General features: G+C 63.9%; 19 protein-coding genes. 10 read left to right on the top strand and 9 right to left on the bottom strand.

The features are described 5' to 3' along the window. Positions 1–54 precede the first annotated feature (54 nt). Positions 55–492: a peptidoglycan-binding protein LysM gene (gene lysM, locus ACN8M7_RS04065; protein ID WP_490259862.1), complete on the top strand. Its 438-nt coding sequence runs from the start codon at positions 55–57 to the stop codon at positions 490–492. Between the two features lie 93 nt (positions 493–585). Here lysM and yrfG read toward each other — a convergent pair whose 3' ends face one another. Further along, entirely contained in the window at positions 586–1251 is a 666-nt protein-coding gene (gene yrfG / locus ACN8M7_RS04060) for a GMP/IMP nucleotidase (RefSeq protein ID WP_490259861.1), read from the bottom strand. A gap of 124 nt (positions 1252–1375) precedes the next feature. Between yrfG and nudE the strand changes: the two genes are divergently transcribed. After that, positions 1376–1942, top strand: coding sequence for an ADP compounds hydrolase NudE (nudE, locus tag ACN8M7_RS04055; RefSeq protein WP_061238558.1), 567 nt, complete (start codon positions 1376–1378; stop codon positions 1940–1942). Next, a complete protein-coding gene (gene cysQ / locus ACN8M7_RS04050) occupies positions 1939–2763 on the top strand; it encodes a 3'(2'),5'-bisphosphate nucleotidase CysQ (protein WP_490259860.1) in 825 nt (274 codons plus the stop codon). The genes nudE and cysQ overlap by 4 nt, the downstream gene beginning before the upstream one ends. Before the next feature lie 104 nt (positions 2764–2867). On the opposite strand, the gene ACN8M7_RS04045 is transcribed toward cysQ, so the two are convergent. The 8 genes from ACN8M7_RS04045 to gshB form a co-directional block, all read right to left on the bottom strand. Beyond that, positions 2868–4775, bottom strand: coding sequence for a beta-ketoacyl synthase (locus tag ACN8M7_RS04045; protein WP_490259859.1), 1908 nt, complete (start codon positions 4773–4775; stop codon positions 2868–2870). Positions 4776–5203: 428 nt separating this feature from the next. After that, entirely contained in the window at positions 5204–6475 is a 1272-nt protein-coding gene (locus tag ACN8M7_RS04040; RefSeq protein WP_490259858.1) for a dihydroorotase, read from the bottom strand. Further along, positions 6475–7482, bottom strand: a complete 1008-nt coding sequence (locus ACN8M7_RS04035) for an aspartate carbamoyltransferase catalytic subunit (RefSeq protein WP_011920651.1) — start codon at positions 7480–7482, stop codon at positions 6475–6477. Before ACN8M7_RS04035 ends, ACN8M7_RS04040 begins: the two co-directional genes overlap by 1 nt. An 11-nt stretch (positions 7483–7493) precedes the next feature. Further along, complete coding sequence (gene pyrR / locus ACN8M7_RS04030) at positions 7494–7997, bottom strand: bifunctional pyr operon transcriptional regulator/uracil phosphoribosyltransferase PyrR (protein ID WP_278620352.1); 504 nt, start codon at positions 7995–7997, stop codon at positions 7494–7496. Positions 7998–8027: 30 nt separating this feature from the next. Then, complete coding sequence (gene ruvX, locus ACN8M7_RS04025) at positions 8028–8465, bottom strand: Holliday junction resolvase RuvX (protein ID WP_156458571.1); 438 nt, start codon at positions 8463–8465, stop codon at positions 8028–8030. Then, on the bottom strand, positions 8462–9031 hold the full coding sequence (locus tag ACN8M7_RS04020; protein WP_490259857.1) for a YqgE/AlgH family protein: 570 nt from the start codon (positions 9029–9031) through the stop codon (positions 8462–8464). The genes ruvX and ACN8M7_RS04020 overlap by 4 nt, the downstream gene beginning before the upstream one ends. A 176-nt stretch (positions 9032–9207) precedes the next feature. After that, a complete protein-coding gene (locus tag ACN8M7_RS04015; RefSeq protein WP_490259856.1) occupies positions 9208–10104 on the bottom strand; it encodes an energy transducer TonB in 897 nt (298 codons plus the stop codon). Between the two features lie 88 nt (positions 10105–10192). Further along, the gene (gshB, locus tag ACN8M7_RS04010) at positions 10193–11149 is read right to left on the bottom strand and encodes a glutathione synthase (RefSeq protein ID WP_490259855.1); all 957 of its coding nucleotides are present in this window, start codon (positions 11147–11149) and stop codon (positions 10193–10195) included. Between the two features lie 243 nt (positions 11150–11392). On the opposite strand from gshB, the gene pilG reads away from it, so the two are divergent. The 7 genes from pilG to ACN8M7_RS03975 all read left to right on the top strand — a co-directional run bounded on the left by pilG (position 11393) and on the right by ACN8M7_RS03975 (position 24144). After that, positions 11393–11800 carry a twitching motility response regulator PilG gene (pilG, locus tag ACN8M7_RS04005; RefSeq protein WP_003458788.1) on the top strand — a complete coding sequence of 136 codons (408 nt, stop codon included), beginning with the start codon at positions 11393–11395 and terminating at the stop codon, positions 11798–11800. A gap of 47 nt (positions 11801–11847) precedes the next feature. Further along, a complete protein-coding gene (gene pilH, locus ACN8M7_RS04000) occupies positions 11848–12213 on the top strand; it encodes a twitching motility response regulator PilH (protein WP_013713612.1) in 366 nt (121 codons plus the stop codon). A 42-nt stretch (positions 12214–12255) separates the two neighbouring features. After that, complete coding sequence (locus ACN8M7_RS03995) at positions 12256–12795, top strand: chemotaxis protein CheW (RefSeq protein ID WP_061238548.1); 540 nt, start codon at positions 12256–12258, stop codon at positions 12793–12795. An 81-nt stretch (positions 12796–12876) separates the two neighbouring features. Beyond that, positions 12877–14913, top strand: a complete 2037-nt coding sequence (locus ACN8M7_RS03990; protein ID WP_490259854.1) for a methyl-accepting chemotaxis protein — start codon at positions 12877–12879, stop codon at positions 14911–14913. 60 nt (positions 14914–14973) lie between these two features. Further along, positions 14974–15834: a protein-glutamate O-methyltransferase gene (locus ACN8M7_RS03985; protein WP_061238637.1), complete on the top strand. Its 861-nt coding sequence runs from the start codon at positions 14974–14976 to the stop codon at positions 15832–15834. A 25-nt stretch (positions 15835–15859) separates the two neighbouring features. Then, positions 15860–23128: a hybrid sensor histidine kinase/response regulator gene (locus ACN8M7_RS03980; protein WP_490259853.1), complete on the top strand. Its 7269-nt coding sequence runs from the start codon at positions 15860–15862 to the stop codon at positions 23126–23128. Then, on the top strand, positions 23125–24144 hold the full coding sequence (locus ACN8M7_RS03975; protein ID WP_061238545.1) for a chemotaxis protein CheB: 1020 nt from the start codon (positions 23125–23127) through the stop codon (positions 24142–24144). Before ACN8M7_RS03980 ends, ACN8M7_RS03975 begins: the two co-directional genes overlap by 4 nt. Positions 24145–24152 lie beyond the last annotated feature (8 nt).

Below are 24152 nucleotides of genomic sequence, written 5' to 3'. Positions count from 1 at the left end.
CCCCATGGTCTAGACTTGCATTCCGGTCATCCACACGGAACGAGAGGCATCACCATGGGAATGTTCGCTTTTGTCAAAGAAGCTGGGGTCAAGCTGTGGGAATCGCTGGTCGGCCAGGAGGCGCAGGCTGCCGAATCGCTCAAGGAACATGTGGCCAATGTTGGCCTGGGCAACCCGAACATCCAGATCAGCGTTGACGGCGATAAAGTGATCGCCGCGGGTGAGGTGGCCAGTCAGGAAGAGAAGGAGAAAGTGCTTCTGGCCCTGGGCAACGTCGCGGGTGTCGCCGAGGTGGAGGATCGCATCACTGTCGTCACGGCTGCGCCCGAGGCGCGCTTCGTCACGGTGAAGAAGGGCGATACCCTCAGCGCCATCGCCAAGGCCGAGTACGGTAATGCCAACGCCTACATGAAGATATTCGAGGCGAACAAACCGATGCTCAGCCACCCGGACAAGATCTATCCCGGTCAGGTGTTGCGTATTCCCGGGTGACCGAGCATTGGCGGGAGGCTCTTTCGGCTGCGACATTCTGCAGTTCATGCAACTGCGAGGGTCGTAGCCAGGGCCTCCCGCATTGCATGCGGGTTAGCCGATATCGCGCAACAACGCCCGGTAGTCCTCCACCGCGGCGAACTCCTCGGTGTCTTTCGGCCCGGCCTGGCTGTCGGGCTGGCGCACGGCAAGCAGGTGGGCGACACCGAACTGACCGGCGCTGCGCAGGATCGGCAGGCTGTCGTCGATGAACAGGCTGCGCGTCGGGTCGAAGCCGACGTCCTGGTGCAGGGCGAACCAGAACTGCTGGTCTTCCTTGGGAAAGCCATAGTCGTGGGAGCTGATCAGGCGCTCGAACCAGGGCGCCAACTCTACGCGCTCCATCTTCAGCGACAGTGAATCGCGGTGCGCGTTGGTGATCAGTACCACGCGTTTGCCGGCCTCGCGCAGGGCGCGCAGAAATGCTTCGGCATCTTCGCGCAGGGCGATCAGGTGGGCCACCTCGCGCTTGAGATCGCGGATCGAGAGTTGCAGCTCGCGACTCCAGAAGTCCGTGCAGTACCAGTTCAGCGTGCCGGCGTGCTGGCGAAACAGCGGCAGCAGCTCGGCTTCGGCCAGTGCCAGGCTGATGCCATGGTGCTCGGCGTAGCGCTGCGGCAGGTGCTTGAGCCAGAAGTGATTGTCGAAGTGCAAGTCGAGCAGTGTGCCATCCATATCCAGCAGGACGGTGTCGATCTGATGCCAGGGAAGTGAAGGCATGGGTGCGCCTGGTGATGAAAGTCGTGAATCTGCCGGCGTGCGTCGCGAACGCGCAATCTGCGCCGGGGATAATCGCAAAAGCCGCGGTATGATAACCCGCCAGGTCACGCCAAGGAGTCGCCCCATGCGTCAGAAGCCCACGGTACTCGCCCGTGAAATAGTCGCCAGCAGCCGTCTGTTTCGTGTCGAAGAAGTGCAGTTGCGCTTTTCCAACGGCACGGAGCGCACCTATGAGCGACTGGTCGGCAAGGGTGTCGGTTATGGTGCGGTGATGGTGGTGGCGATGCTCGATGCCGAGCACGCTGTGCTGATCGAGGAATACTGTGGCGGCACCGACGACTATCAGTTGTCGCTCCCCAAGGGCTTGATCGAGCCGGGGGAAGACGTGCTGGTGGCCGCCAATCGCGAGCTCAAGGAAGAGGCGGGCTTTGGCGCGCATGAGCTGGAGTACATCACCGAACTGAGCCTGTCGCCCGGCTACATGAGCCAGAAGATTCAGGTGGTGCTGGCGCGCAATCTATACGAGGAGCGCCTGCCTGGTGACGAGCCGGAGCCGATGCGGGTCGACCGTATCAACCTGCGTGAGTTGTCCAGCCTGGCCCAGCACGCCCAGTTCAGCGAGGGCCGCGCCCTGGCTGCGTTGTACCTGGTGCGCGACCTGTTGAGCCAGCGCGGGGAGTTCGTGCAGTGAGTCATCCCTATATTCCCCAGGTGATCGAACTGGTGCGTGCCGCCGGCGCGGCGATCCTGCCGTACTGGTGCAGCGACGTGGCGGTGACGGAGAAGGCCGATGCCTCGCCAGTCACCGCCGCCGACCTGGCTGCGCACCATATCCTGCTCGATGGCCTGCAGGCGCTGGCGCCGGAGATTCCGGTACTGTCGGAAGAAGCAGCGGATATTCCCTTGAGCGAGCGCTCGGCCTGGACGCGCTGGTGGCTGGTCGATCCGCTCGATGGCACCAAGGAATTCATCGCCGGCTCGGAGGAGTTCACCGTCAACGTCGCCCTGGTCGAGCGTGGTCGCGTGGTTTTCGGTGTAGTCGGGATTCCCGCCAATGGGCGCTGCTATTACGGTGGCGCCGGCTTGGGGGCCTGGTGCAGCGACGCGCCTGGCGAAGAGCAGCCGATCAGCGTGCGTCTGGCACCCGCGCAGGGCTTTACCCTGGTGGCCAGCAAGCGCCATTCGAGCCCGGCACAGGAAACCCTGCTCGCCGGTCTGGCCGAACGTTTCGGCGAGCCGGCGCTGGCCAATATCGGTAGCTCTCTGAAGTTCTGCCTGCTGGCCGAAGGTAATGCCGACTGCTACCCACGCCTGGCGCCTACCTCGCAGTGGGACACCGCCGCCGCGCAGGGTGTGCTTGAGGGGGCGGGGGGCGAGGTGCTGGATCTATCTGGTGAGGCGCTTACCTACGAGGCACGCGAGTCCTTCCTCAACCCATCTTTCCTGGCGCTGCCGGCTGCTGCCGAGTGGCGTGGCGAGCTGATCGAGCTGGCGCGCAATCTACGATTTTGAGGCGCTTCTTGCCGGAGTAGGAGCGGCTTCAGCCGCGATCCGTCCCCAAGAGACGGCGTGCGGCAAGCTTCGCGGCTGAAGCCGCTCCTACAGCCTGTGCATCCTCAATCGAGCATATCGCTGTAGCGCGCGTCCTTCTTGAACACCAGTGGCTGGTCGAAGCCCGGCACCTTCACTTCTTCGGTGGTGATGGAGATCGCCTGGTCGTCGATCATGTCGTTACCGAAGTTGTAGATGATGTCCAGCTTGCCCTGCAGCGCCTGCTGGTCGTAGGCGGCGGCTGCGGCGCGGGTGCCCTCGCGGCGTGCCAGGTAGGCGTCGAACGCGGCCTGGCCATGACGTTTGCGCAGCATGCGCTCGGCGACATGCGGGGCCAACACCAGGGCGCTGGCGTTGTTGCCGCCGAAGCCCTTGGAGTTGATGAAGGCCACATCCAGCGCCTGCTCGCCCATCTTGCGGTCGTCGGTGGACAGGCTCAGGTGATCCTGATGCACGTCAGCGGCGACGGCGTCGATGGTCTTCACGCCCGGCACGATGCCGTACTTGAAGGCGCCGAGGGCGGCGATCACCTGGTCACCGCTGGCGGTGGCCAGGGAGTGACCGACGAACGCCTTCACCGCCGTGACCGGCCATTGCTCGATGCCGAAGGCGGCGGCGACGCGGTCGAGAATCTCCGACTCGGTAACGCGGTTGGCCGGGGTGCTGGAACCGTGAGCGTGGACGAAGCTGCGGCTGCGTACCGCGTCCAGGCCGAGCAGTTGCACGGCGCTGGCCACGGCCTTGGCCACGGTCAGGTAGTTACCTGGGCCGGGTGCGGAAATGGACTTCTTGAAACCATCGGCGTTGATGAATACGTCCGGTACCGCGCCGTGGATGTCGGCGCCCAGCTCCAGAGCCAGCTCGTCGTCCATCAGCACCACGAATTGGCAGGCCTCGGCCAGGGTGAAGCCGCAGTTGTCACCGAATGGACGACTGGCGCGGCGGAAGTCCACCTCGCTCTTGCCTTCGATCTGGCGCAGGCCTTCCTCGGTCGCCAGTGCGCCCATGGCGCCGTAGCCCTCGATGCACTCCTGGTTGATCGGCGCTTCGCTGCTGCCGACGATGACCACGCGGGCCTTGCCCGAGGCGATCTGCTCGATGCCTTTTTGCAGGTTGTAGAGGAAGGTGGCGCAGGCGCCGGTGATGCTGCCGGTGGTGCCGACGCTGCCAAGCACGTAGGCATTGATGAAGTCGGCCGGCATGGTGTTCAGGCCCAGAGCCAGCTGCTTGGCGGTGACGCGACCGCCTTTGAGGCGTGACTGCATCATGCCGCCGAAGCCGTTTTCGTCGAGTTGGCTCATGATGCAGCTGGCGAACACGGCGATTTCGTCCGGCGCCACGTGCTGGACGATGCGCTGCCAGTCGATGCCTACCGAACGCAAGGCATCGGTGACGCCGACCACGGTCATGGACAAGCCGCGAGGGTGAAAACGCGCGTTGTACAACTCGCTCGGCTCGAAGCCGGTAGGCAGTTGGCCGGCGGACTTCACTGCCAGCGGGCGGTAGCTGTCCACCTTGAATTCGCAGCTGTCGTGCAGGGTGACGCGCACCTCATTGCCTTCGAGCTCTTCGAGCGACCAGTTGGCCGGCAGCGGCTCGGGCAGTTGCTTGCGCTGGGTGATGAAGCTGAGGCTGGTGCCATTGCTCGGAGCGACGCCGATGTTTTTCTGCCAGTGGGCTGCGTCGGGGTCCAGGTGCTGCTTCTCGATGCGGCGCACCAGGGTGCCGGCGAGGATGTCCTTGGCGTAGCGGCTCTCGATTTCGGCCAGGCTCAGCGGCTGGCCGTCCTGGTCCTGGTACTGGCCGTCGACCACGCGCACCAGTTTCATCATCTGTGCCAGCCCGGCCAGGGTTTCCTGGCGTGCCTGAGGCTCCAGCGACTCCTGCACGATGCGTCGGAAGCCGTGGTGGAAGGAGCTACGCCCGGCTGCGTTGTAACCCCCAAAACCCACGATCACAGGTAAGCGCGACATAACTCAAAAGCTCCTGAACAAGGCCAGCGCGACGCCAGGCCGGCGCCAGTGGGCGCGGGCGGGGTCAAAGGGCGGTGGCGTTTGGAAAATTTCGGCTGCCTAACCTGACGTGGATCATGACTGTCGAGTCACTCATTCGTCCAATGTCGTGGCGAGTTCCAGCTGTGTCGCGGATGAGACAGGTCGTCTTCGGATGCCAGATGCACCAGACATATCGCGTCATTCGGTGCGCTGCCTAAAGGCCTGAGAAGAGCGAGCCCGCCGCCTCAGGCTGTGTGAAATCTGCTGCACTTGGTCATGCAGCGTTAAAAACAGGCTCAGAATGCTCATTTACAGCTCGTAAACTGCGCTTCTTCGCCTATTTTTGCCTTGCCTGACCTTCGCTCGCTACGTTTTCACACGGCCTGGCCTGGCGGGCTCGTCGTGGTTCAGCTCTGGTAGCTGAGGTGTCCATTGACCAGCGTGTAGCGCACCGCGCCAGGCAGGCAGTGACCGATGAACGGGCAGTTGCTGCCCTTGGAGTACCACTGCTCACCGGCCACGGTCGAGGCTTGCGCGTCGAACAGCACGATATCGGCAGCGCTGCCGACGTTCAGCGTGCCGGCCGGCAGGCGCAGTGCGGCGGCGGGGCCGCTGGACAGGCGCGCCAGCAGCGTCGGCAGGTCCAGCAGGCCGTCCTGCACCAGGCTCAGGGCCAGCGGCAGCAGCAACTGCACGCTGCTGATGCCGGGCTCGGTGGCGGCGAAGGGGGCCAGCTTGGCATCGCGCTCGTGTGGCTGGTGGTGGCTGGCGATGGCCGAGATGACCCCGGCCTTCACTGCCTCGCGCAGGCCGTCGCGATCGCGGCGCGAACGCAGTGGTGGTTGCACGTGGTAGAGGCTGGAGAAATCGATCAGCGCCTCGTCGGTGAGGATCAGCTGGTACAGCGCGACATCGGCGGTGACCGGCAGGCCACGGGCCTGGGCGTCGGCGATCAGCTCGGCGCCGCGGGCGCTGGTGATCTGGCTGAAGTGCGCGCGCACGCCGCTCTGTTCCACCAGCAGCAGGTCGCGGGCCAGGGCCACGGTCTCGGCGGTTTCCGGGATGCCGGCCAGGCCGAGGAAGCTGGCGGTCGGGCCTTCGTGCGCCAGGCCGCCTTCGGCCAGGTCGAGGTCCAGCGAGTGGAAGATCACCTGCAGGTCGAAGGTGGCCGCATACTCCAGGGCGCGACGCAGGGTGCGACTGCTGCGGAAATTGTTCAAGCCATTGCCGAAGGCGACGCAGCCTGCGTCGCGCAGGGCCACGAGCTCTGCAAGCTGCTCGCCGGCGAGATTCTTGCTCAGCGCGCCGATGGGGAAAACCTTGGTGTGCCCGGCTTCGCGGGCGCGGTCGAGGATCAGCTCGGCCACCGCCGTGGTATCCAGCACCGGTTTGGTAAGTGGCGGACAGCACAGGCTGGTGACGCCGCCGGCCGCAGCGGCCAGGGTCTCGGTGGCGATGCTGCCCTTGCGGCTGTAGCCCGGCTCGCGCAGGGCTACCGACAGGTCGACCAGGCCGGGCGCGGCGATCAGGCCCTGGGCGTCGAGGGTCTTGTCGGCAGCGAAAGCGGACGGCGCCTGGCCGATGGCGGCCAGCTTGGTGCCATCGATATAGAGGTCTGTGGTCTGATCCAGGCCGCTGGCCGGGTCGATCACGCGGGCACCGAGGATTGCGGTACGCATCAGTTGGCCTCCTCGGCGTTGAGTTGACGTTGGGCGTTCTGCCCGCTCATGGCCATCGACAGCACGGCCATGCGGATGGCGATGCCGTAGGTGACCTGGTTGAGGATCACCGACTGCGGACCGTCGGCCACCGCCGACTCGATCTCCACGCCGCGATTGATCGGACCCGGGTGCATGACCAGGGCATCCGGCTTGGCCAGCTTCAGGCGTTGCTCGGTGAGGCCGAACAGGCGGTAGAACTCGCCTTCGCTGGGCAGCAGGCCACCCTGCATGCGTTCACGCTGCAGGCGCAGCATGATCACCACGTCGACGTCCTTGAGGCCTTCGTTGGCATCGCTGAACACGCGCACGCCGTAGCTTTCTTCCAGGCCGATGGGCAACAGGGTCTTCGGTGCGATCACGCGGATGTCCGGGCAGCCCAGGGTTTTCAGCGCCAGCATGTTCGAGCGCGCCACCCGTGAGTGCAGGATGTCGCCGACGATGGCCACCGACAGATTCTCGAAGTCGCCCTTGTGCCGGCGGATGGTGAGCATGTCGAGCATGCCCTGGGTCGGGTGCGCGTGGCGGCCGTCGCCACCGTTGATGATCGCCAGGTTCGGGCACACGTGTTCGGCGATGAAATGCGCGGCGCCGGAGTCGGCATGGCGCACGACGAAGATGTCGGCGGCCATGGCTTCGAGGTTGCGCAGGGTGTCGAACAGCGTCTCGCCCTTGCTGGTGGAACTGGTCGACACGTTGAGGCTGATGACGTCGGCCGACAGGCGCTGGGCAGCCAGTTCGAAGGTGGTGCGGGTGCGCGTGGAGTTCTCGAAGAACACGTTGCACACGGTCTTGCCGCGCAGCAGCGGGACTTTCTTCACCGCGCGCGCGCCGACTTCGAGGAAGGAGTCGGCGGTGTCGAGGATTTCGGTCAACAGCTCGCGGGGCAGGCCGTCGAGTGAGAGGAAGTGGCGCAACTGACCTTGGTCGTTCAGTTGCAGCGGGCGCTTGGCGGCGAGTGGCGTCATCGCGGGGAGTCTCAGTTGGCGAGCGTCTGGAGTTCGAGGGTCAGCGGCGTAGGGCCGGACAATTTTACCCGCTCGTTGGTCGCCAGCGACAGGGTGGCGCCGACCACATCCGGGCGGATCGGCAATTCGCGGGCGTTGAGATCGAGCAGGCTGACCAGGGTCACGCTGGCCGGGCGGCCGTAGTCGAACAGTTCGTTCAGGGCGGCGCGGATGGTGCGGCCGCTCATCAGTACGTCGTCGATCAGCACCAGGTGCTGGCCTTCGATCTCGAACGGCAGCTCGGACGGCTGCACCTGCGGGTGCAGACCGTTCTGGGTGAAGTCGTCGCGGTAGAAGGACACGTCGAGGATGCCCAGTGCGTCATCGCGCCCCAGGGCGGCAAGCAGGGCCTGAGCGACCCAGACGCCGCCGGTGCGGATGCCGATGAAGCGCGGCTCGCTGATCTGCCGTTGGTTGAGGTGCTGGGTCAGGGCGCTGGCCATGGCCGGCAGCAGGTCGTTGGGATTGGGTAGCATGGCGAAACTCCTTGGTGCGGGCCGATTCGCTCAGCCCGTGCAGTTTTCCTCTAGCCAGCCCTGCAGCAGCAGGGCTGCGGCAATGGCGTCGACGGGGCGCTCGCGGTAGCCGCCGCTCTGGCCTTCGCGCAGGCGCTGGCCCTTGGCCTCGAAGGTGGTCAGGCGTTCGTCGTGGGTGTAGGCCGGCAGGTTGAAGCGGCCATTGAGGCGGCGGGCGAATTTCTCGGCACGGGCGCTCATCTCGCTGGGCGTGCCGTCCATGTTCAGCGGCAGGCCGACCACCACGGCGTCCGGCTGCCATTCCTTGATCAATGCTTCGACGCGACTCCAGTCCGGCACGCCGTTCTGCGCCTTGAGCACGCACAGCTCGCGGGCATGGCCGGTGATGACTTGGCCGACGGCGACGCCGATCTGTTTGCTGCCGTAGTCGAAGCCCAGCAACAGGCGCAGTGGCTTGTCACTCATCAGGCGTGCCCGGCCTGGGAGGTGAGCAGGCTGAGGTTGATGCCGAGGCAGGCGGCAGCGGCATTCAGGCGTTGATCGAAGGGCAGGTCGAAGAGAATGCTGCTGTCGGCGGGGCAGGTCAGCCAGGCGTTGTCGGCCAGTTCGGCCTCCAGTTGCCCGGCGTCCCAGCCAGCGTAGCCGAGGGTGATCAGGTACTTGTCCGGGCCGCTGCCGTCGGCGATGGCGAACAGCACGTCCTGTGAAGTGGACAGGCCCAGTTCGCCCAGCTCCAGGGTGGCCTGGTACTGCGGGCCGGCCGGGTGCAGGACGAAACCACGGTCGGTCTGTACCGGGCCGCCGGAAAAGATCGGCAAGCTGTGGCACAGCGCGGCAGGCTCTTCGTCGGGACGCAGCTGTTCGAGCACGTCAGCCAGATTGAGGCCATTGGGCTTGTTGATCACCAGACCCATTGCGCCCTGCTCGTTGTGTTCGACCAGGTAGGTGACGGTCTGCGCGAAGTTCGGATCGGCCATGTGCGGCATGGCGATCAGAAAGTGGTGCTTGAGCGAGGTGGGGGCTGAGGTCTTCATGCCGGCTAGTTTCAGCTTTAAGGCGCCGGGCTTCAAGCTGTAGGGCGGTTCAGCTGCAGAGCGGGCTGGGGCGACATGCCGGTAGCCCGGATGAAATCCGTGGGGCGGTGGTGAAATTCGCGGATTTCATCCGGGCCACGGAGAGCGACCCAGGTGCCGCCGCGCGTACCTCGGGGCTAGTTGCTCGACAGTCGGTCGCCGCGTTCGAAGCGCCAGGTACGGATGATTTCCAGGCGGTCGATATCCGCCAGGTCGCCGGTGAAGGGGGCGTAGGGCGCGGCCAGGCGCACGATACGCTGGGCGGCCTGATCGAGCACGGCATGGCCCGAGGACTCCAGCACCTGCACTTCATACAGCGAGCCGTCGCGGTTGATCGACACCAGCAGACGCAGGCTGCCGTAGATGCGCTGGCGGCGGGCGTCGTCCGGGTAGTTGAGGTTGCCGATGCGCTCGACCTTCTTGCGCCACTCGTCCTTGTACCAGGCGCCTTTGTCACGCATGGTCGAGGCGGCGTTGAGGCGGTGGATCTTCGGACGCTTGGCGTACTGCTGAACTTCTTGCGCCAACTCGGCTTCCAGGCTGGCGATCTCAGCTGACAGCTGAGCGGAGTCGAACACCGGCGCAGGCTGTGTCTGCGGCACGGGCTTGCTCTCTTCACGCTTGACCGGGGTTTTCTGCTGCTGTGGTGCCCGTGTGGCGACGGCAGCCTTGGGCGCTTGCTGTTTGGTGGCAGGCGGCTGCGGGGTGGCGGGCGGCGTGACCTTGCGCACTTCGCTGTCCTGGAAGGGCGCCTGTTCGGTGGTCTTCGGGGCGGCGGCATGTTCCAGGGTGCCGCTGCCCTGCTGGTTGTCCTGAGCGAGGAAGTCCGCCTCCTTGGGCTTTTCTTCGCTCTTGAAGGTGGACAGGGTGATTTCCAGCGTCTTGCTGATTTCCGGCGGTGACTCCAGGCTGAAGCCGACGCCAAGGATCACCGCCACGTGCAGTGCGGCAGCGATAAACAGGGTGAACCCCAGGCGATCCACCGGTCGGACGGTGGCGGAGGAGCTGGTCGGTGGGGTGGCTGCTGCGTTCATCGCGTATCGGGTCTGCTTTCGAATGTCGCGCAGTCTGCCGGGTAGCAGTAGGCGCCTGCAAGTTGCAGGCGCCAGGCTGCCACTTGCGTCAAGCTTTTAGTCCGCGCTTGCTCGCGATGCAGTCCATCAGGCGCTCGCCGATGCGGGTGTCGAAGGCAGCATCGATTTCGCGGATGCAGGTCGGGCTGGTGACGTTGATTTCGGTCAGATTTTCGCCAATTACATCGAGTCCGACGAAGATCAGCCCTTTTTCACGCAGGGTGGGGCCGACTGCTGCGGCGATCTCGCGATCACGCTCGGTCAGCGGGCGGGCTTCACCGCGTCCACCTGCGGCCAGGTTGCCGCGCGTTTCCCCTGCCGCTGGAATGCGCGCCAGGCAGTACGGTACGGGTTCGCCGTCTATCATCAGAATGCGCTTGTCGCCGTCCTTGATGGCCGGCAGGTAGGCTTGCACCATGATCTGCTGCTGGCCGTGCAGGGTCAGCGCCTCGAGAATCACCGAGAGATTCGGGTCGCCGGCGCGGTGGCGAAAGATCTGCGAACCGCCCATGCCATCAAGGGGTTTGAGAATGATGTCACGGTGCTCATCGGCAAACTGGCGCACAATGTCTGCGCGCCGGCTGACCAGTGTCGGTGGCGTGTATTGGGGAAACTGGGTGGCGAAGAACTTTTCATTGCAGTCGCGCAGGCTCTGCGGCCGATTGACCACCAGTACGCCGTCGCGCTCCGCCTGCTCGAGCAGGTAGGTGGAGTAGACGAATTCGTTATCGAAGGGCGGGTCCTTGCGCATCAGGATCACGTCCAGCTCGGCGAGCGGCGTGTCCTGTTCCATGCCAAGGGTGAACCAGCGCTGCGGGTCGTTGAACACTTCCAGCGGTCGCAGGCGGGCACGAGCCTCGCCGCGAATCTGGTAGAGATCCTGCTGCTCCATATAGAACAGTGACCAGCCGCGTGCTTGAGCGGCCAGCAACATGGCCAGCGAGCTGTCCTTCTTGAAGGAAATGCTGGCAATCGGATCCATGACGATCCCGAGACGAAGGCTCATGGGGGTTAAATCTCCGCGAGATAGAGGGCAGGGGCCGGACTGGCCATGCTGAACGATGGCTGTCAGGGTGGCTTCGGCCGCGGCCTTGGTCAAGGGCTGGGGCTGCCCTGGCAGCCTTGTAGCTTGCATGTTGAGAGTGTGCTAAAAAGGCCCGACGATTGGGTCAAGACCCATCGGCGACTAGGCCTCAGGCATACTGATAACGCGAATATAACGACTCACCGAGGCGATGGTAGGGCGAACATGGAACAGCATTCCGAGGGTTTGAAAGTGATGGTGATCGACGATTCGAAAACGATTCGTCGCACCGCTGAAACTCTGCTGAAAAAAGTGGGTTGTGATGTCATCACCGCGGTCGATGGCTTCGATGCCCTGGCCAAGATTGCCGACACTCACCCCAGCATCATCTTTGTCGACATCATGATGCCGCGTCTCGATGGGTATCAGACCTGTGCCCTGATCAAGAACAACAGTGCCTTCAAATCCACCCCGGTGATCATGCTGTCCTCCAAGGATGGCCTGTTTGACAAGGCCAAGGGACGCATCGTCGGCTCCGATCAATACCTGACCAAGCCCTTCAGCAAGGAAGAGTTGCTCGGTGCGATCAAAGCCCACGTGCCGGACTTCACTCCGGTGGAACAAGCCTCCTGATGTAGCGGTCTCGCGGCCCCTACGTCTCTTCTGTATTGGGAAACACCATGGCTCGAATTCTGATTGTTGATGACTCCCCAACCGAGATGTACAAGCTGACCGCCATGCTGGAAAAGCACGGCCATCAGGTACTTAAAGCGGAAAATGGCGCCGATGGCGTGGCTCTGGCCCGTCAGGAAAAGCCGGACGCAGTCCTGATGGACATCGTCATGCCCGGTCTCAATGGTTTTCAGGCGACTCGTCAACTGACCAAGGACGCCGAAACCAGCCACATCCCGGTGATCATCGTCACCACCAAGGATCAGGAAACCGACAAGGTCTGGGGCAAGCGCCAGGGCGCCAAGGACTACCTGACCAAGCCGGTCGATGAAGACACCTTGCTGAAAACCCTCAACGCGGTACTGGCCGGCTGATGCCGTGCCGTCCGCGTATTAAATAAGAAGGCCTCGGCTGGCATGTCGGATGCGCAGACTCCTTTCCAGATACTCCTCGAGATCGACCAGCGTTGCCGAGCCCTGGCGGCCGGCCTGCCATCGCAACAAGCGGCGGTACAGACCTGGAGCGGTATCGGCTTTCGCATGGGCGAGCGATTCTTCGTCGCGCCGATGGGGGAGGTCGGCGAGGTACTGCATGAGCCGCGCTACACCCTGCTGCCGGGCGTCAAGGGCTGGGTAAAAGGGGTGGCCAACGTGCGTGGCCGCCTGCTGCCGATCATGGACCTGTGCGGGTTCTTCGGTAATGAACTGTCGCCGCTGCGCAAGCTGCGGCGAATTCTGGTGGTCGATCACCAGGAAATCTTCGCTGGCCTGACGGTCGACGAAGTTTTCGGCATGCAACATTTCCCCGTGGATGCATTTTCAGAACAACTGCCGCCTCTCGAGGCGAGCATTGCGCCGTTTATCCACGGTGTCTTTCAACGCGAACAGCCCTGGTTGGTGTTCAGCCCTCATGCGCTGACGGCCGATCCGGGCTTTCTCGATGTGTCCTATCAATAGATTTTCGGTTGGGCCGGTTCTTCCGGCTCTTTGGCGTTACATGGGAACCCTAGTGCGGTCGGTCCAGGCGGGGGCCAGATAATGAAAAAACTCAATGCAGGCAATTTGTTGGCGGGGGCACGCAGCAGTACGCTGATCGCAGCGCTGTTCGTCGTCCTTATCGTTTCCATCGTGCTGTTGTTCGCGAACTTCGCCTACATCAACACCCAGTCCAACTACGATACCGAGTACATCGGTCACTCCGGTGAGCTGCGCGTACTGTCCCAGCGTATCGCCAAGAACGCCACGGAAGCGGCGGCCGGTACGGCCGAAGCCTTCGGTCTGTTGCGCGATGCGCGTAACGACTTCCAGCAGCGCTGGGGCTACCTGACCGATGGCGACGCCAGCAGCGGCTTGCCGCCGGCGCCGGCGTCGGTGCAGGCGCAGATGGCTGCAGTACAGCAAGACTGGGACAGCCTGCGGCAGAACACCGACGCCATTCTCGCCAGTGAGCAGACCGTACTGTCGTTGCACCAGGTAGCCGCCACCCTGGCGGAGACCATCCCGCAGTTGCAGGTCGAGTACGAAGAGGTGGTCGACATCCTGCTGGAGAGCGGTGCGCCGGCGGCCCAGGTTTCCGTGGCCCAGCGCCAGTCGCTGCTGGCTGAACGTATCCTCGGTTCGGTGAACAAGGTACTGGCCGGTGACGAAGACTCGGTACAGGCTGCCGACATGTTCGGCCGTGACGCCAGTTTGTTCGGCCGTGTACTGGCCGCAATGCTCGAAGGCAACGCGGCGATGGAGATCAGCCAGGTGACCGACGATGAGGCGCTCGAGCGTCTGTCCGAGATTTCCGAGCTGTTCGAATTCGTATCTGGTTCGGTGGACGAGATTCTCGAAACCTCGCCGGAACTGTTCCAGGTGCGTGAGTCTGCGAACTCCATCTTCACCGTTTCGCAGACCCTGCTGGACAAGGCATCCGATCTGGCCGGCGGCTTCGAAGAGCTGGCTGACGGTCGCGCCATCAACACCCTGTTCGGCTATGTGCTGGGCGCCCTGGCGCTGGGTTCGATCATTCTCATCGGCCTGGTGATGGTGCGGGAAACCAACCGTCGTCTGGCCGAAACCGCCGAGAAGAACGAGCGTAACCAGGCGGCGATTCTGCGTCTGCTCGATGAAATCGCCGACCTCGCCGACGGTGACCTGACAGTGGCCGCAACGGTAACCGAAGACTTCACCGGTGCCATCGCCGACTCCATCAACTACTCCATCGACCAGCTGCGTGACCTGGTAGCCACCATTAACCTGACCGCCGTTCAGGTAGCTGGTGCAGCCCAGGAAACCCAGGCAACGGCGATGCACCTGGCCGAGGCTTCCGAGCACCAGGCGCAGGAAATTGCCGGTGCCTCCGCGGCGATCAATGAAATGGCCGTGTCGATTGACCAGGTATCGGCGAACGCCTCGGAATCCTCCGCGGTAGCGGAACGTTCCGTAGCCATCGCTAACAAGGGTAACGAAGTCGTACACAACACCATCACCGGCATGGATAACATTCGTGAGCAGATCCAGGACACCTCGAAGCGGATCAAGCGCCTCGGTGAATCGTCCCAGGAGATCGGTGACATCGTTAGCCTGATTAACGACATTGCCGACCAGACCAACATCCTCGCACTGAACGCCGCGATCCAGGCGTCCATGGCCGGTGATGCGGGCCGCGGCTTCGCCGTGGTAGCGGACGAGGTACAGCGCCTCGCAGAACGTTCCTCGGCGGCGACCAAGCAGATCGAGGCACTGGTAAAAACCATTCAGACCGACACCAACGAAGCCGTTATCTCCATGGAGCAGACGACTTCCGAAGTGGTGCGCGGTGCCCGCCTGGCGCAGGACGCCGGTGTGGCACTGGAAGAGATCGAGAAGGTATCGAAGACCCTCGCGGCCCTCATCCAGAACATCTCCAACGCCGCCCGTCAGCAGGCCTCTTCGGCCGGCCACATTTCCAACACCATGAACGTGATCCAGGAGATCACCTCGCAGACGTCCTCGGGTACCACCGCCACCGCCAAGAGCATTGGTAACCTGGCCAAGATGGCCAGTGAGATGCGCAAGTCGGTGTCCGGCTTCACCCTGCCAGACGCCTGATAAAGGAGCGCGGTGGCTGATGCTGGCCACCGCAACACAGCCATGACTCAGGGCGAAGGTATGCAGTCAGCGGGCGTTTGGGCATTGCGCCCGGTGGCCGATATGTCGCAAGCCGATTTCCAAGACTGGCAGACGCTTCTCGAGGCGCGCACCGGTGTGGTGATCAGCGAGCAGCGTCGTGCCTTTCTGCAGACCAACCTGAGTACGCGCATGCGTGAACTGGGCGTCACGGACTACGCCAGCTACTACCGTCAGGTCACCGACGGGCCGCGTGGCGCGGTGGAGTGGTCGACCCTGCTGGATCGTCTGACCGTGCAGGAAACCCGCTTCTTCCGCCACCCGCCGTCCTTCGAAGTGCTTTCGCAGTATCTGCAGGAACGCCTGGAGGCGGGCCTGGGTAAGCCCTGGGAGTTGTGGAGCGTAGGCTGTTCCAGTGGTGAAGAGCCTTATTCGCTGGCGATTCAGGCCGCCGAGACGCTGCAGGGCAGCGAGCTGCCCGAGCACTTCGCAGTGACCGGGACCGATATCAGTCAGGGCGCGTTGAGCAAGGCCCGCGAGGCCTGCTATTCGACGCGGCGCCTGGAGCAGGTGAGTGACGAGCTGCGCGAGCGCTATTTCATCGCGCAGGCCGATGAACGTTTCAAGGTGGTACCGAGTCTGGCTGCGCGAGTGTGCTGCGCCCGGCTCAATGTGCTGGAACTGGCCAAGGCGCCTATGTCCGGCATGGATGTGATTTTCTGTCAGAACTTGCTGATCTATTTCCGCCGCTGGCGTCGCCGCGACATCCTCAACCGCCTGGCCGAGAGCCTGGCGCCGGGTGGCCTGCTGGTCGTAGGCGTAGGCGAAGTAGCCGGTTGGCAGCACCCGCAACTGGTGCCGGTAGCCGATGAGCGAGTTCTGGCGTTTACCCGCAAGGGATAAGGCCAAGTTTATGAGTGGAGTGGCTATGGGTGATCGGCATGATTATGTCGCCCTGGAGTGGGTCAAAGGCGAGATCGGGGAAACCCTGAAGCAGGCGCGACAGGCCCTGGAGGCGTTCGTCGAGAACCCGCAGGACCCCACGCGCATGCGCTTCTGTCTGACCTACGTGCACCAGGTTCACGGCACCTTGCAGATGGTCGAATTCTACGGCGCAGCGTTGCTCGCCGAAGAAATGGAGCAACTGGCCAAGGCGTTGATGGAAGGTCGCGTGGCCAACCAGGGTGAAGCCCTGGAAGTGCTGATGCAGGCCATCCTGCAGTTGCCGGTGTACCTCGACCGTATCCAGACCGCTCGCCGCGACCTGCCGATGGTCGTGCTGCCGCTGCTCAACGACCTGCGCGCCGCCCGTGGCGAGAAGCTGCTGTCGGAAACCAGCCTGTTCTCCCCTGATATGTCCGTGCGCCTGCCAGCGTTGCCCGAAGGCAGCATGGCGCGCCTGCGCACCGCCGAGTTGCCGGTGTTGCTGCGCAAGCTGCGGCAGATGCTGCAGATGTCACTGGTCGGGGTGATCCGCAACCAGGATCTGGGCACCAATCTCGGTTATATGGCGCGCGTCTTCGCCCGCCTGGAAAGCCTGTGCAAGGACGCCCCGCTGGGCGGCCTGTGGCAGATCGCCTCCGGCATGGTCGAAGGTCTGGCCAATGGCAGCGTGGTCAATGGCACCTCCGTGCGTACTTTGCTGCGTCAGGTCGACAAGGAGCTCAAGCGCCTGGTCGAGCAGGGCGCCGATGGCATCAACCAGTCCGCGCCCGATGAGCTGACCAAGAACCTGCTGTTCTACGTGGCCAAGGCTCCGGCGCAGTCGCCACGCATTAGCGCGCTGAAGGAACAGTACCGTCTCGATGAAGCGCTGCCCGATAACGAAGTAGTCGACGAAGAGCGTGCTCGCCTGGCCGGCCCAGACCGCGATGCCATGCGTTCGGTGGTCGCCGCGCTGTGCGAGGAGCTGGTGCGGGTCAAGGACAGCCTCGACCTGTTCGTACGCAGCGATCGCAGTCAGCCGGGTGAGCTGGACGCTTTGCTGGCACCGCTCAAGCAGATCGCCGACACCCTGGCTGTGCTCGGTTTCGGCCAGCCGCGCAAGGTGATTCTCGATCAGATCGACGTCGTCCACAGCCTGTCACTCGGCCAGCGTGAGCCGAACGATGCAGTGCTGATGGATGTCGCCGGTGCGCTGCTCTATGTCGAAGCGACGCTGGCCGGCATGGTCGGCCCGAGCGAGGACAATCAGAATGAGCAGAGCCGTCTGCCGACCACCGATGTGGGGCAGATCCATCAGCTTGTCATTAAAGAGGCGCGCAACGGTCTGGAACAGGCCAAGGACGCGATCATCGAGTTCATCGCCTCGCAGTGGAACCACGAGCACCTGGCCCGTGTTCCCGAACTGCTGACCCAGGTCCGTGGCGGCCTGGCGATGATTCCGCTGCAGCGCGCTGCCGATCTTCTCAACGCCTGTAATCGCTACATCCAGGAGCAGCTGCTGGCGCGCAAGGCCGTGCCCAACTGGCAGAGCCTGGACACCCTGGCCGATGCCATCACCAGCGTCGAGTATTACCTCGAGCGTCTGGCCGAGGACCACGGCACGCAAGGTGATCTGATTCTCGATGTCGCCGAGGAAAGCCTGGAAAACCTCGGTTACCCGCTCACGGAAAAACCGTCGATCCTCGACCGCGTCGAGCCGCAGGAGGAAAGCCTGGCACCACTGGCTGACCCGCTGCAGGAAATCGAACTGCTGGGCGCGGAAGACGAACAGCTCGAAGAACCCCTGGCCGAAATCGAGACGCTGACATTCGACGCGCCCGAGTCGCCCAGTGATGAGGTTGCGGATGTGCACTCGCTCGATGCCGAGCCCGAGCTGCCGGCAACCCAGGAGCCTGCCGATACCTTCACCTTCGAGCTCGATGATCTCGAAGAGCTGCCTGCGCAGCAGAACGAAGAAACCGTTGCCGCGCGGTTGCTCGATGCCGAACCCGAGCTGGAACTCGAAGAGCTGAGCCTGGATCAGCTGGCCGAGGTTCCGCAGTGGGACGAGCTGGAGTTGGCCGAGCTGGAACTGCCGGAAGTCGAGCTGCCCAGCGCGCCGGACGTAGCGGAGCAGATTGCGCAGCCCGAGGCAGAGAAACCCTTGTCGATGGCTGACGTGATGGCCGCCCCGGTACAGGCGATCAATCCGCCTGCTGCCGACGTGCCGCCGAGCCTGTTGCCGCCACCTGCCGACGAAGAGCCGGTGGACGAGGAACTGCTGGAAGTCTTCATCGAAGAAGCCGGCGAAGTGCTGGAAACCATCGCCGAGTACCTGCCGCAGTGGCAGGCCAATACCGACAACAAGGATGCGCTGATCGAGGTTCGTCGCGCCTTCCACACCCTCAAGGGCAGTGGGCGCATGGTCCGCGCACTGATTATCGGCGAGCTGGCCTGGTCCATCGAAAACCTGCTCAACCGCGTGCTCGATCGCAGCATCGAACCGAACGCATCTGTGCAACAGGTGGTGCTGGATGTCGTTGCCCTGATGCCGGCGCTGGTCGATGAGTTTGCCGCCAAGGCGCAGCGCCAGCGTGACGATGTCGACCTGCTGGCAGCCACCGCACACGCGCTGGCCAAGGGGCTGACGCCCCCAAAATCTGACGCCCCGGCCGCCCAGCAGGTAGCCGAGCCCGAGGGCGTTGACGAAGCTACCGAGGTCACCAAGCAGGTTGCTTCGAGTGACGACGAAGCGCTCGAAGGCGAGCCACTCGATCCACAGTTGCTGGAGATTTTCCGCAACGAGGCGGAAACCCATCTCGATACCCTGGTGGGCTTTCTCGCCGACTGCGCGCAGGAGCTGCCACAGCCGGTCACCGATAACCTGCAGCGTGCCCTGCATACCCTCAAGGGCAGCGCCTACATGGCCGGTATCCTGCCGGTGGCGGAGATCGCCGCGCCGCTGGAGAAACTGGTCAAGGAGTTCAAGACCAACCTGATTCAGGTTGACCTGAGCGCCGCCGAGCTGCTCAGTCGTGCCGAGCAGTTGTTCCGTGTCGGCCTGGAAAATCTGGAAAGCCAGCCCCTGGCGCCGATCGAGGGCGCCGCGGAGTTCCTCGCCCGCGTGCAAGCGCTGCACCAGGAGCGCCTGGCCAGTGCCGAAGACGAGCGTCTGGGGCAAAGCGGTGAAAGTCGCGACCCGCAACTGATCGGCATCTTCCTCGCCGAGGGCATGGATATCCTGCTGGACGCCGAGGACCTGCTGCGCAAATGGCGCGAACACCCGTCCGAGCGCCAGGAGCTGTCTGCACTGCTGGAAGAACTGACCACCCTCGGCCGTGGGGCCGAAATGGCCGAACTGCCGCAGATCGACGAACTCTGTGAAGCCCTGCTGGACCTCTATGGTGCAGTCGAGGAAGGTAGCCTGGCGGTCAGCGAGCGCTTCTTCGATGAGGCGGAAAAAGCCCACGAAGCTCTGATCGGCATGATGGATCAGGTCGCCGCCGCCCTGCAGGTCAGCGCGCAACCCGAGCGCGTGCAGGCACTGCGTGACCTGCTCAGCGAGGCCATCGATCCGCAGACCCTGGCCTTGCTGGCGCCGGGTGCCGAGGGTATGGAAATCATCGAGCTGGACCAGGCCACTGCCGAGCTCGAACAAGCCGAAGTCGAGCCGCCGCAGCCGGACGAAGAGTCCGTCGAGGCTCACGTCGTCGAGAGCGATGACATCGAACTGCAGGCCGAGGCAGAGGCCGAGCTGGGGTTCAGCCCTGCCGACGCTGATCTCGATGAGGAAATGGTCGAGATCTTCCTCGAAGAAGCCGTGGATATTCTCGAAAGCGCCGGTCAGGCGCTGGAACGCTGGCTCGGCGAGCCGGACAACACCCTGCCGTTGTCCTCGCTGCAACGTGACCTGCACACCCTCAAGGGTGGTGCGCGCATGGCCGCGATTCGCCCGGTCGGTGACCTGGGCCACGAGCTGGAGTCGCTTTACGAAGGGCTGGTCGATCGCCGTTACAGCTACTCGCCGGCATTGGGCAGTCTGCTGCAGCAAAGTCATGACCGTCTGGCGCAGATGCTTGATCAGTTGCAGGCGCGCCAGCCACTGGTCTCCGGAGATGACCTTATCCAGGCCATCCGCCAGTTCCGTCAAGGTGGTGTGCCGCAGAGTCTGTCCGCTGCTGCCGCTCAGGTTGAGCCGCAAGCCGATGAGGCGCCCGTCGACCTGATCGAGCCGGAAGCGGACAGCGCCGAGCTGCCTCCGCTGGCTCTGGTCGAAGACGAGATCGTGTTCGACGAAGAGCCGCAGGCAGAGGCCGATTTGCCTTTGAGCGATGAAGTCGAGCCGGTAGTGGCGGCAGATGAATCGCCCGCGCTGAATGAAGTTACAGTCGAGCCCGAGCCCGAGCCCGAGCCTGAGCCCGAGCCGCAGAGCGCGCCGTTGGCCAATTGGCACGATGAGCGTGACCCCGAGCTGGTGGAAATCTTCCTCGAGGAAGGTTTCGACATCATCGACAGCGCCGGTGCCGCACTGCAGCGCTGGATGGCCAATGTCGACAACAGCCTCGAACTGGAAGCCCTGCAGCGTGACCTGCACACCCTCAAGGGTGGTGCGCGCATGGCCGAGATTCGCGAGATCGGCGATCTGGCCCATGAGCTGGAGTTCCTTTACGAAGACCTCGGTGCCGGCCGTCTGCGCGCCAGCCCCGAGCTGTTCACCCTGTTGCAGGCCTGCCACGACCGCCTGGCCGAGATGCTCGAAGCTGTGCGGGGTAAACGTGTCGTGCCGCAGGGCGATGCCCTGATCGAGACCATCAAGCGCTTCCGTGCCAACCCGGACGAGCAGCTGAGCATGCCCTCGGCCGTGCAGCTCAAAGCTGTGGTCGAGAACGATGAGGCGGACGAGGCCGACAGCGACATCCTCGATATCTTCCTCGAAGAGGGCGACGACCTGCTCGAAGCGATGGAAACGGCCGTCGGTCGCTGGGAAGAGCAGCGTGACGATGTCAGTGCCATCGACGAGATGCTGCGCATTCTGCATACCCTCAAGGGTGGTGCACGGTTGGCCGGGCAGAAGCGCCTCGGCGACATGAGCCACGACCTGGAGCAGCATCTCAGCGAGGCGTTGCTCCAGGGGGCGCCCTGGCCGGAAAGCCTGTTCCTCGATGTGCAGTCCGGTTTCGAAGGTCTGCAGCAGGAACTCGACGTACTGCGTCAGCGCCTCAGTGCCAGCCTGGCCGACGAAGCGGCGGCGCCGGTCAGCGAGGCCGAGCCAGCAGCGCCGGCGATTGCCAATCTGCGTAATCCCATCGTTGCCGCCAGTGAAGTGCCGACTCAAGTGCAGGCGCTGAAGGTGCTGCCATTCGTGCAGCGTGCGCAGGAGGCTGCTCAGGAAGCGGCCGCGCGTCGTGCGCCGCAGGAGCTGGTCAAGGTGCCGGCCGAGCTGCTCGAAGGCCTGGTCAACCTGGCCGGTGAGACCTCGATCTTCCGTGGCCGTGTCGAGCAGCAGGTCAGCGATGTCAGCTTCACTCTGAGCGAGATGGAAGCGACCATCGACCGTGTGCGCGACCAGTTGCGCCGTCTCGACACCGAGACTCAGGCGCAGATTCTCAGCCGCTACCAGGCCGAGGCCGAGCGCGCTGGCTACGAAGATTTCGACCCGCTGGAGATGGACCGCCACTCGCAACTGCAGCAGCTGTCCCGTGCGCTGTTCGAGTCCGCGTCCGACTTGCTCGATCTGAAGGAAACCCTGGCGGCGAAGAACCGCGACGCCGAGACCCTGTTGCTGCAACAGGCGCGGGTCAACACCGAGTTGCAGGAAGGCCTGATGCGCACGCGCATGGTGCCTTTCGACCGCCTGGTACCACGTTTGCGCCGTATCGTTCGTCAGGTGGCGGGTGAGCTGGGCAAGCAGGTGGAGTTCGTCGTCGGCAACGCCGAAGGGGAAATGGACCGCACCGTGCTCGAGCGCATCGTTGCGCCACTGGAGCACATGCTGCGTAACGCCGTCGACCACGGTATCGAGCCGTCCGATGTGCGCCGTGCTGCGGGCAAGTCCGACACTGGCACCATTCGCCTCAACCTCGGTCGCGAGGGTGGCGATATCGTCCTGGTGCTGGACGACGATGGCGGTGGTATTCGTCTCGAAGCCGTGCGCCGCAAGGCCATCGAGCGCGGTCTGATGGATGCCGACAGCGACCTGAGCGATCACGAGGTGTTGCAGTTCATTCTCGAGGCGGGTTTCTCCACCGCCGAGAAGGTCACGCAGATTTCCGGCCGCGGTGTCGGCATGGACGTGGTGCACTCGGAGGTCAAGCAGCTTGGCGGCTCGATGAGTATCGACTCGACGCTGGGCCAGGGTACGCGCTTCACCATCCGCCTGCCGTTCACCGTGTCGGTCAACCGTGCGCTGATGGTGTATTCCGGGGAAGACCTCTACGCCATCCCGCTGAACACCATCGAAGGTATCGTGCGGGTTTCGCCGTTCGAACTGGAGGCTTACTACGCGCCCGACGCGCCGCGCTTCGAATACGCTGGTCAGGCCTACGAACTGAAGTACCTCGGTGATCTGCTGAACAATGGCCAGCAGCCCAAGCTGGTCGGGCAGAGCCTGCCGCTTCCGGTGATCCTGGTTCGTTCCAGTGAGCACGCCGTGGCGGTGCAGGTGGACAGCCTGGCCGGCTCACGCGAGATCGTGGTGAAGAGTCTTGGCCCGCAGTTCGCCGGGGTGCATGGCATCTCCGGTGCGACCATCCTCGGGGACGGTCGCGTGGTGGTGATTCTCGATCTGCTGGCGACCATCCGTGTGCTGCACGCGCACCTGCAGAATCAGCTGGTACCGCGCCTGGCTTCGCGTCAGACGGTGGCCAAAGAGGAAGTGGAAGCGGACCGTCCGACGCTGGTCATGGTGGTCGACGATTCGGTCACCGTGCGCAAGGTCACCAGTCGTCTGCTCGAGCGTAACGGCATGAACGTGGTCACCGCCAAGGATGGTGTCGACGCTATCGCCCAGCTGCAGGAACACAAGCCCGACATCATGCTGCTGGACATCGAAATGCCGCGCATGGACGGCTTCGAGGTGGCCACGCTGGTGCGCCACGACGAGCGCCTGAAGGACTTGCCGATCATCATGATCACCTCGCGTACCGGTGAGAAGCACCGTGAGCGGGCCATGACCATCGGCGTCAATCAGTACCTCGGCAAGCCCTATCAGGAATCCTTGCTGCTCGAGACCATTGCACAGTTGGTGGATAGCCACCGGGTCAAACGGATATGACGGACAAATCTGCAGCGCGTATTGCAGTAATCGCTGACACCTCGCTGCAGCGCCACGTGCTGCAGCAGGCCTTGACCGGCGGCGGCTATCAGGTGGTGCTCAACAGCGATCCGGCGCGCCTCGACGAGCAGGCCCTGGCGGCCTGCGAAACCGATCTGTGGCTGGTGGATCTGGCCCAGTCGGAAGATTCGCCGCTGGTCGACAGCCTGCTGGAGCGCGCCAGTGCGCCAGTGCTGTTCGGTGAGGGGCATGCGCCGGAGCGTCATTCGGAGAACTATCCGCGCTGGGAGCGCAGTCTGTTCGGCAAGCTCAAGCGTCTGGTCGGCGATCCGGCCCAGGCGGTCGGGCCGAGTCTGCAGGCATTGCTCGATGAAGCACAGCGCCCGACTCGCCTGGAGTTGCCGCAGGCACTGGCCGATACGCCGCTGAAAGCCGGCGAGCCGGCGCGCCAGGTATGGTTGCTGGCTGCGTCGTTGGGTGGCCCGGCGGCGGTCAAGGCGTTTCTCGATGCGCTGCCGGGCGGCTTGCCGATCGGTTTCATCTACGCCCAGCATATCGATGCCAGCTTCGAGGCGGCATTGCCGCAGGCCGTCGGTCGACATAGCCAGTGGCATGTCAACGCAGCGCGACATGGCGACCCGGTGCGCTGCGGGGAAGTGGTGGTGGTGCCGATCAGCCGCGAGCTGGGCTTTGCCGAGGACGGCGCGATGCAGATCGCCGAACGCGGCTGGCCGGAGCCCTACAGCCCGTCCATCGATCAGATGATGCTCAACCTGGCGCAGCAGTTCGGTGCCCAGTGTGGCGTGATCGCCTTCAGCGGCATGGGCAGCGATGGCAGCGCCGCCGCTGCTTACGTCAAGCGCCAGGGCGGCATGATCTGGACCCAGCGCGCCGATAGCTGCGCCAGTCCGAGCATGCCGGACAGCCTGCGTGAGGGGGGCTACAGCAGTTTCAGCGCGGACCCGCGCGAGCTGGCCATAGCCCTGGTCAATCACCTCACCGAACATTGCAGTTGAGGACGTTT

The sequence above is a fragment of the Pseudomonas spartinae genome (assembly GCF_965197125.1).
Classification (GTDB): Bacteria; Pseudomonadota; Gammaproteobacteria; order Pseudomonadales; family Pseudomonadaceae; genus Aquipseudomonas; species Aquipseudomonas composti_A.
The sequence above is the reverse complement of the archived record's forward strand: the minus strand, read 5'-3'. Positions and strand labels throughout refer to the sequence as shown.

What these genes read in the sequence shown, in the direction of transcription:
- lysM (WP_490259862.1), top strand. Translation starts at nt 55, where the DNA reads ATGGGAATGTTCGCTTTTGTCAAAGAAGCTGGGGTCAAGCTGTGGGAA.
- yrfG (WP_490259861.1), bottom strand. Translation starts at nt 1,251, where the DNA reads ATGCCTTCACTTCCCTGGCATCAGATCGACACCGTCCTGCTGGATATG.
- nudE (WP_061238558.1), top strand. Translation starts at nt 1,376, where the DNA reads ATGCGTCAGAAGCCCACGGTACTCGCCCGTGAAATAGTCGCCAGCAGC.
- ACN8M7_RS04045 (WP_490259859.1), bottom strand. Translation starts at nt 4,775, where the DNA reads ATGTCGCGCTTACCTGTGATCGTGGGTTTTGGGGGTTACAACGCAGCC.
- ACN8M7_RS04040 (WP_490259858.1), bottom strand. Translation starts at nt 6,475, where the DNA reads ATGCGTACCGCAATCCTCGGTGCCCGCGTGATCGACCCGGCCAGCGGC.
- ACN8M7_RS04035 (WP_011920651.1), bottom strand. Translation starts at nt 7,482, where the DNA reads ATGACGCCACTCGCCGCCAAGCGCCCGCTGCAACTGAACGACCAAGGT.
- pyrR (WP_278620352.1), bottom strand. Translation starts at nt 7,997, where the DNA reads ATGCTACCCAATCCCAACGACCTGCTGCCGGCCATGGCCAGCGCCCTG.
- ACN8M7_RS04020 (WP_490259857.1), bottom strand. Translation starts at nt 9,031, where the DNA reads ATGAAGACCTCAGCCCCCACCTCGCTCAAGCACCACTTTCTGATCGCC.
- ACN8M7_RS04015 (WP_490259856.1), bottom strand. Translation starts at nt 10,104, where the DNA reads ATGAACGCAGCAGCCACCCCACCGACCAGCTCCTCCGCCACCGTCCGA.
- gshB (WP_490259855.1), bottom strand. Translation starts at nt 11,149, where the DNA reads ATGAGCCTTCGTCTCGGGATCGTCATGGATCCGATTGCCAGCATTTCC.
- pilG (WP_003458788.1), top strand. Translation starts at nt 11,393, where the DNA reads ATGGAACAGCATTCCGAGGGTTTGAAAGTGATGGTGATCGACGATTCG.
- pilH (WP_013713612.1), top strand. Translation starts at nt 11,848, where the DNA reads ATGGCTCGAATTCTGATTGTTGATGACTCCCCAACCGAGATGTACAAG.
- ACN8M7_RS03995 (WP_061238548.1), top strand. Translation starts at nt 12,256, where the DNA reads ATGTCGGATGCGCAGACTCCTTTCCAGATACTCCTCGAGATCGACCAG.
- ACN8M7_RS03990 (WP_490259854.1), top strand. Translation starts at nt 12,877, where the DNA reads ATGAAAAAACTCAATGCAGGCAATTTGTTGGCGGGGGCACGCAGCAGT.
- ACN8M7_RS03985 (WP_061238637.1), top strand. Translation starts at nt 14,974, where the DNA reads ATGCAGTCAGCGGGCGTTTGGGCATTGCGCCCGGTGGCCGATATGTCG.
- ACN8M7_RS03980 (WP_490259853.1), top strand. Translation starts at nt 15,860, where the DNA reads ATGGGTGATCGGCATGATTATGTCGCCCTGGAGTGGGTCAAAGGCGAG.
- ACN8M7_RS03975 (WP_061238545.1), top strand. Translation starts at nt 23,125, where the DNA reads ATGACGGACAAATCTGCAGCGCGTATTGCAGTAATCGCTGACACCTCG.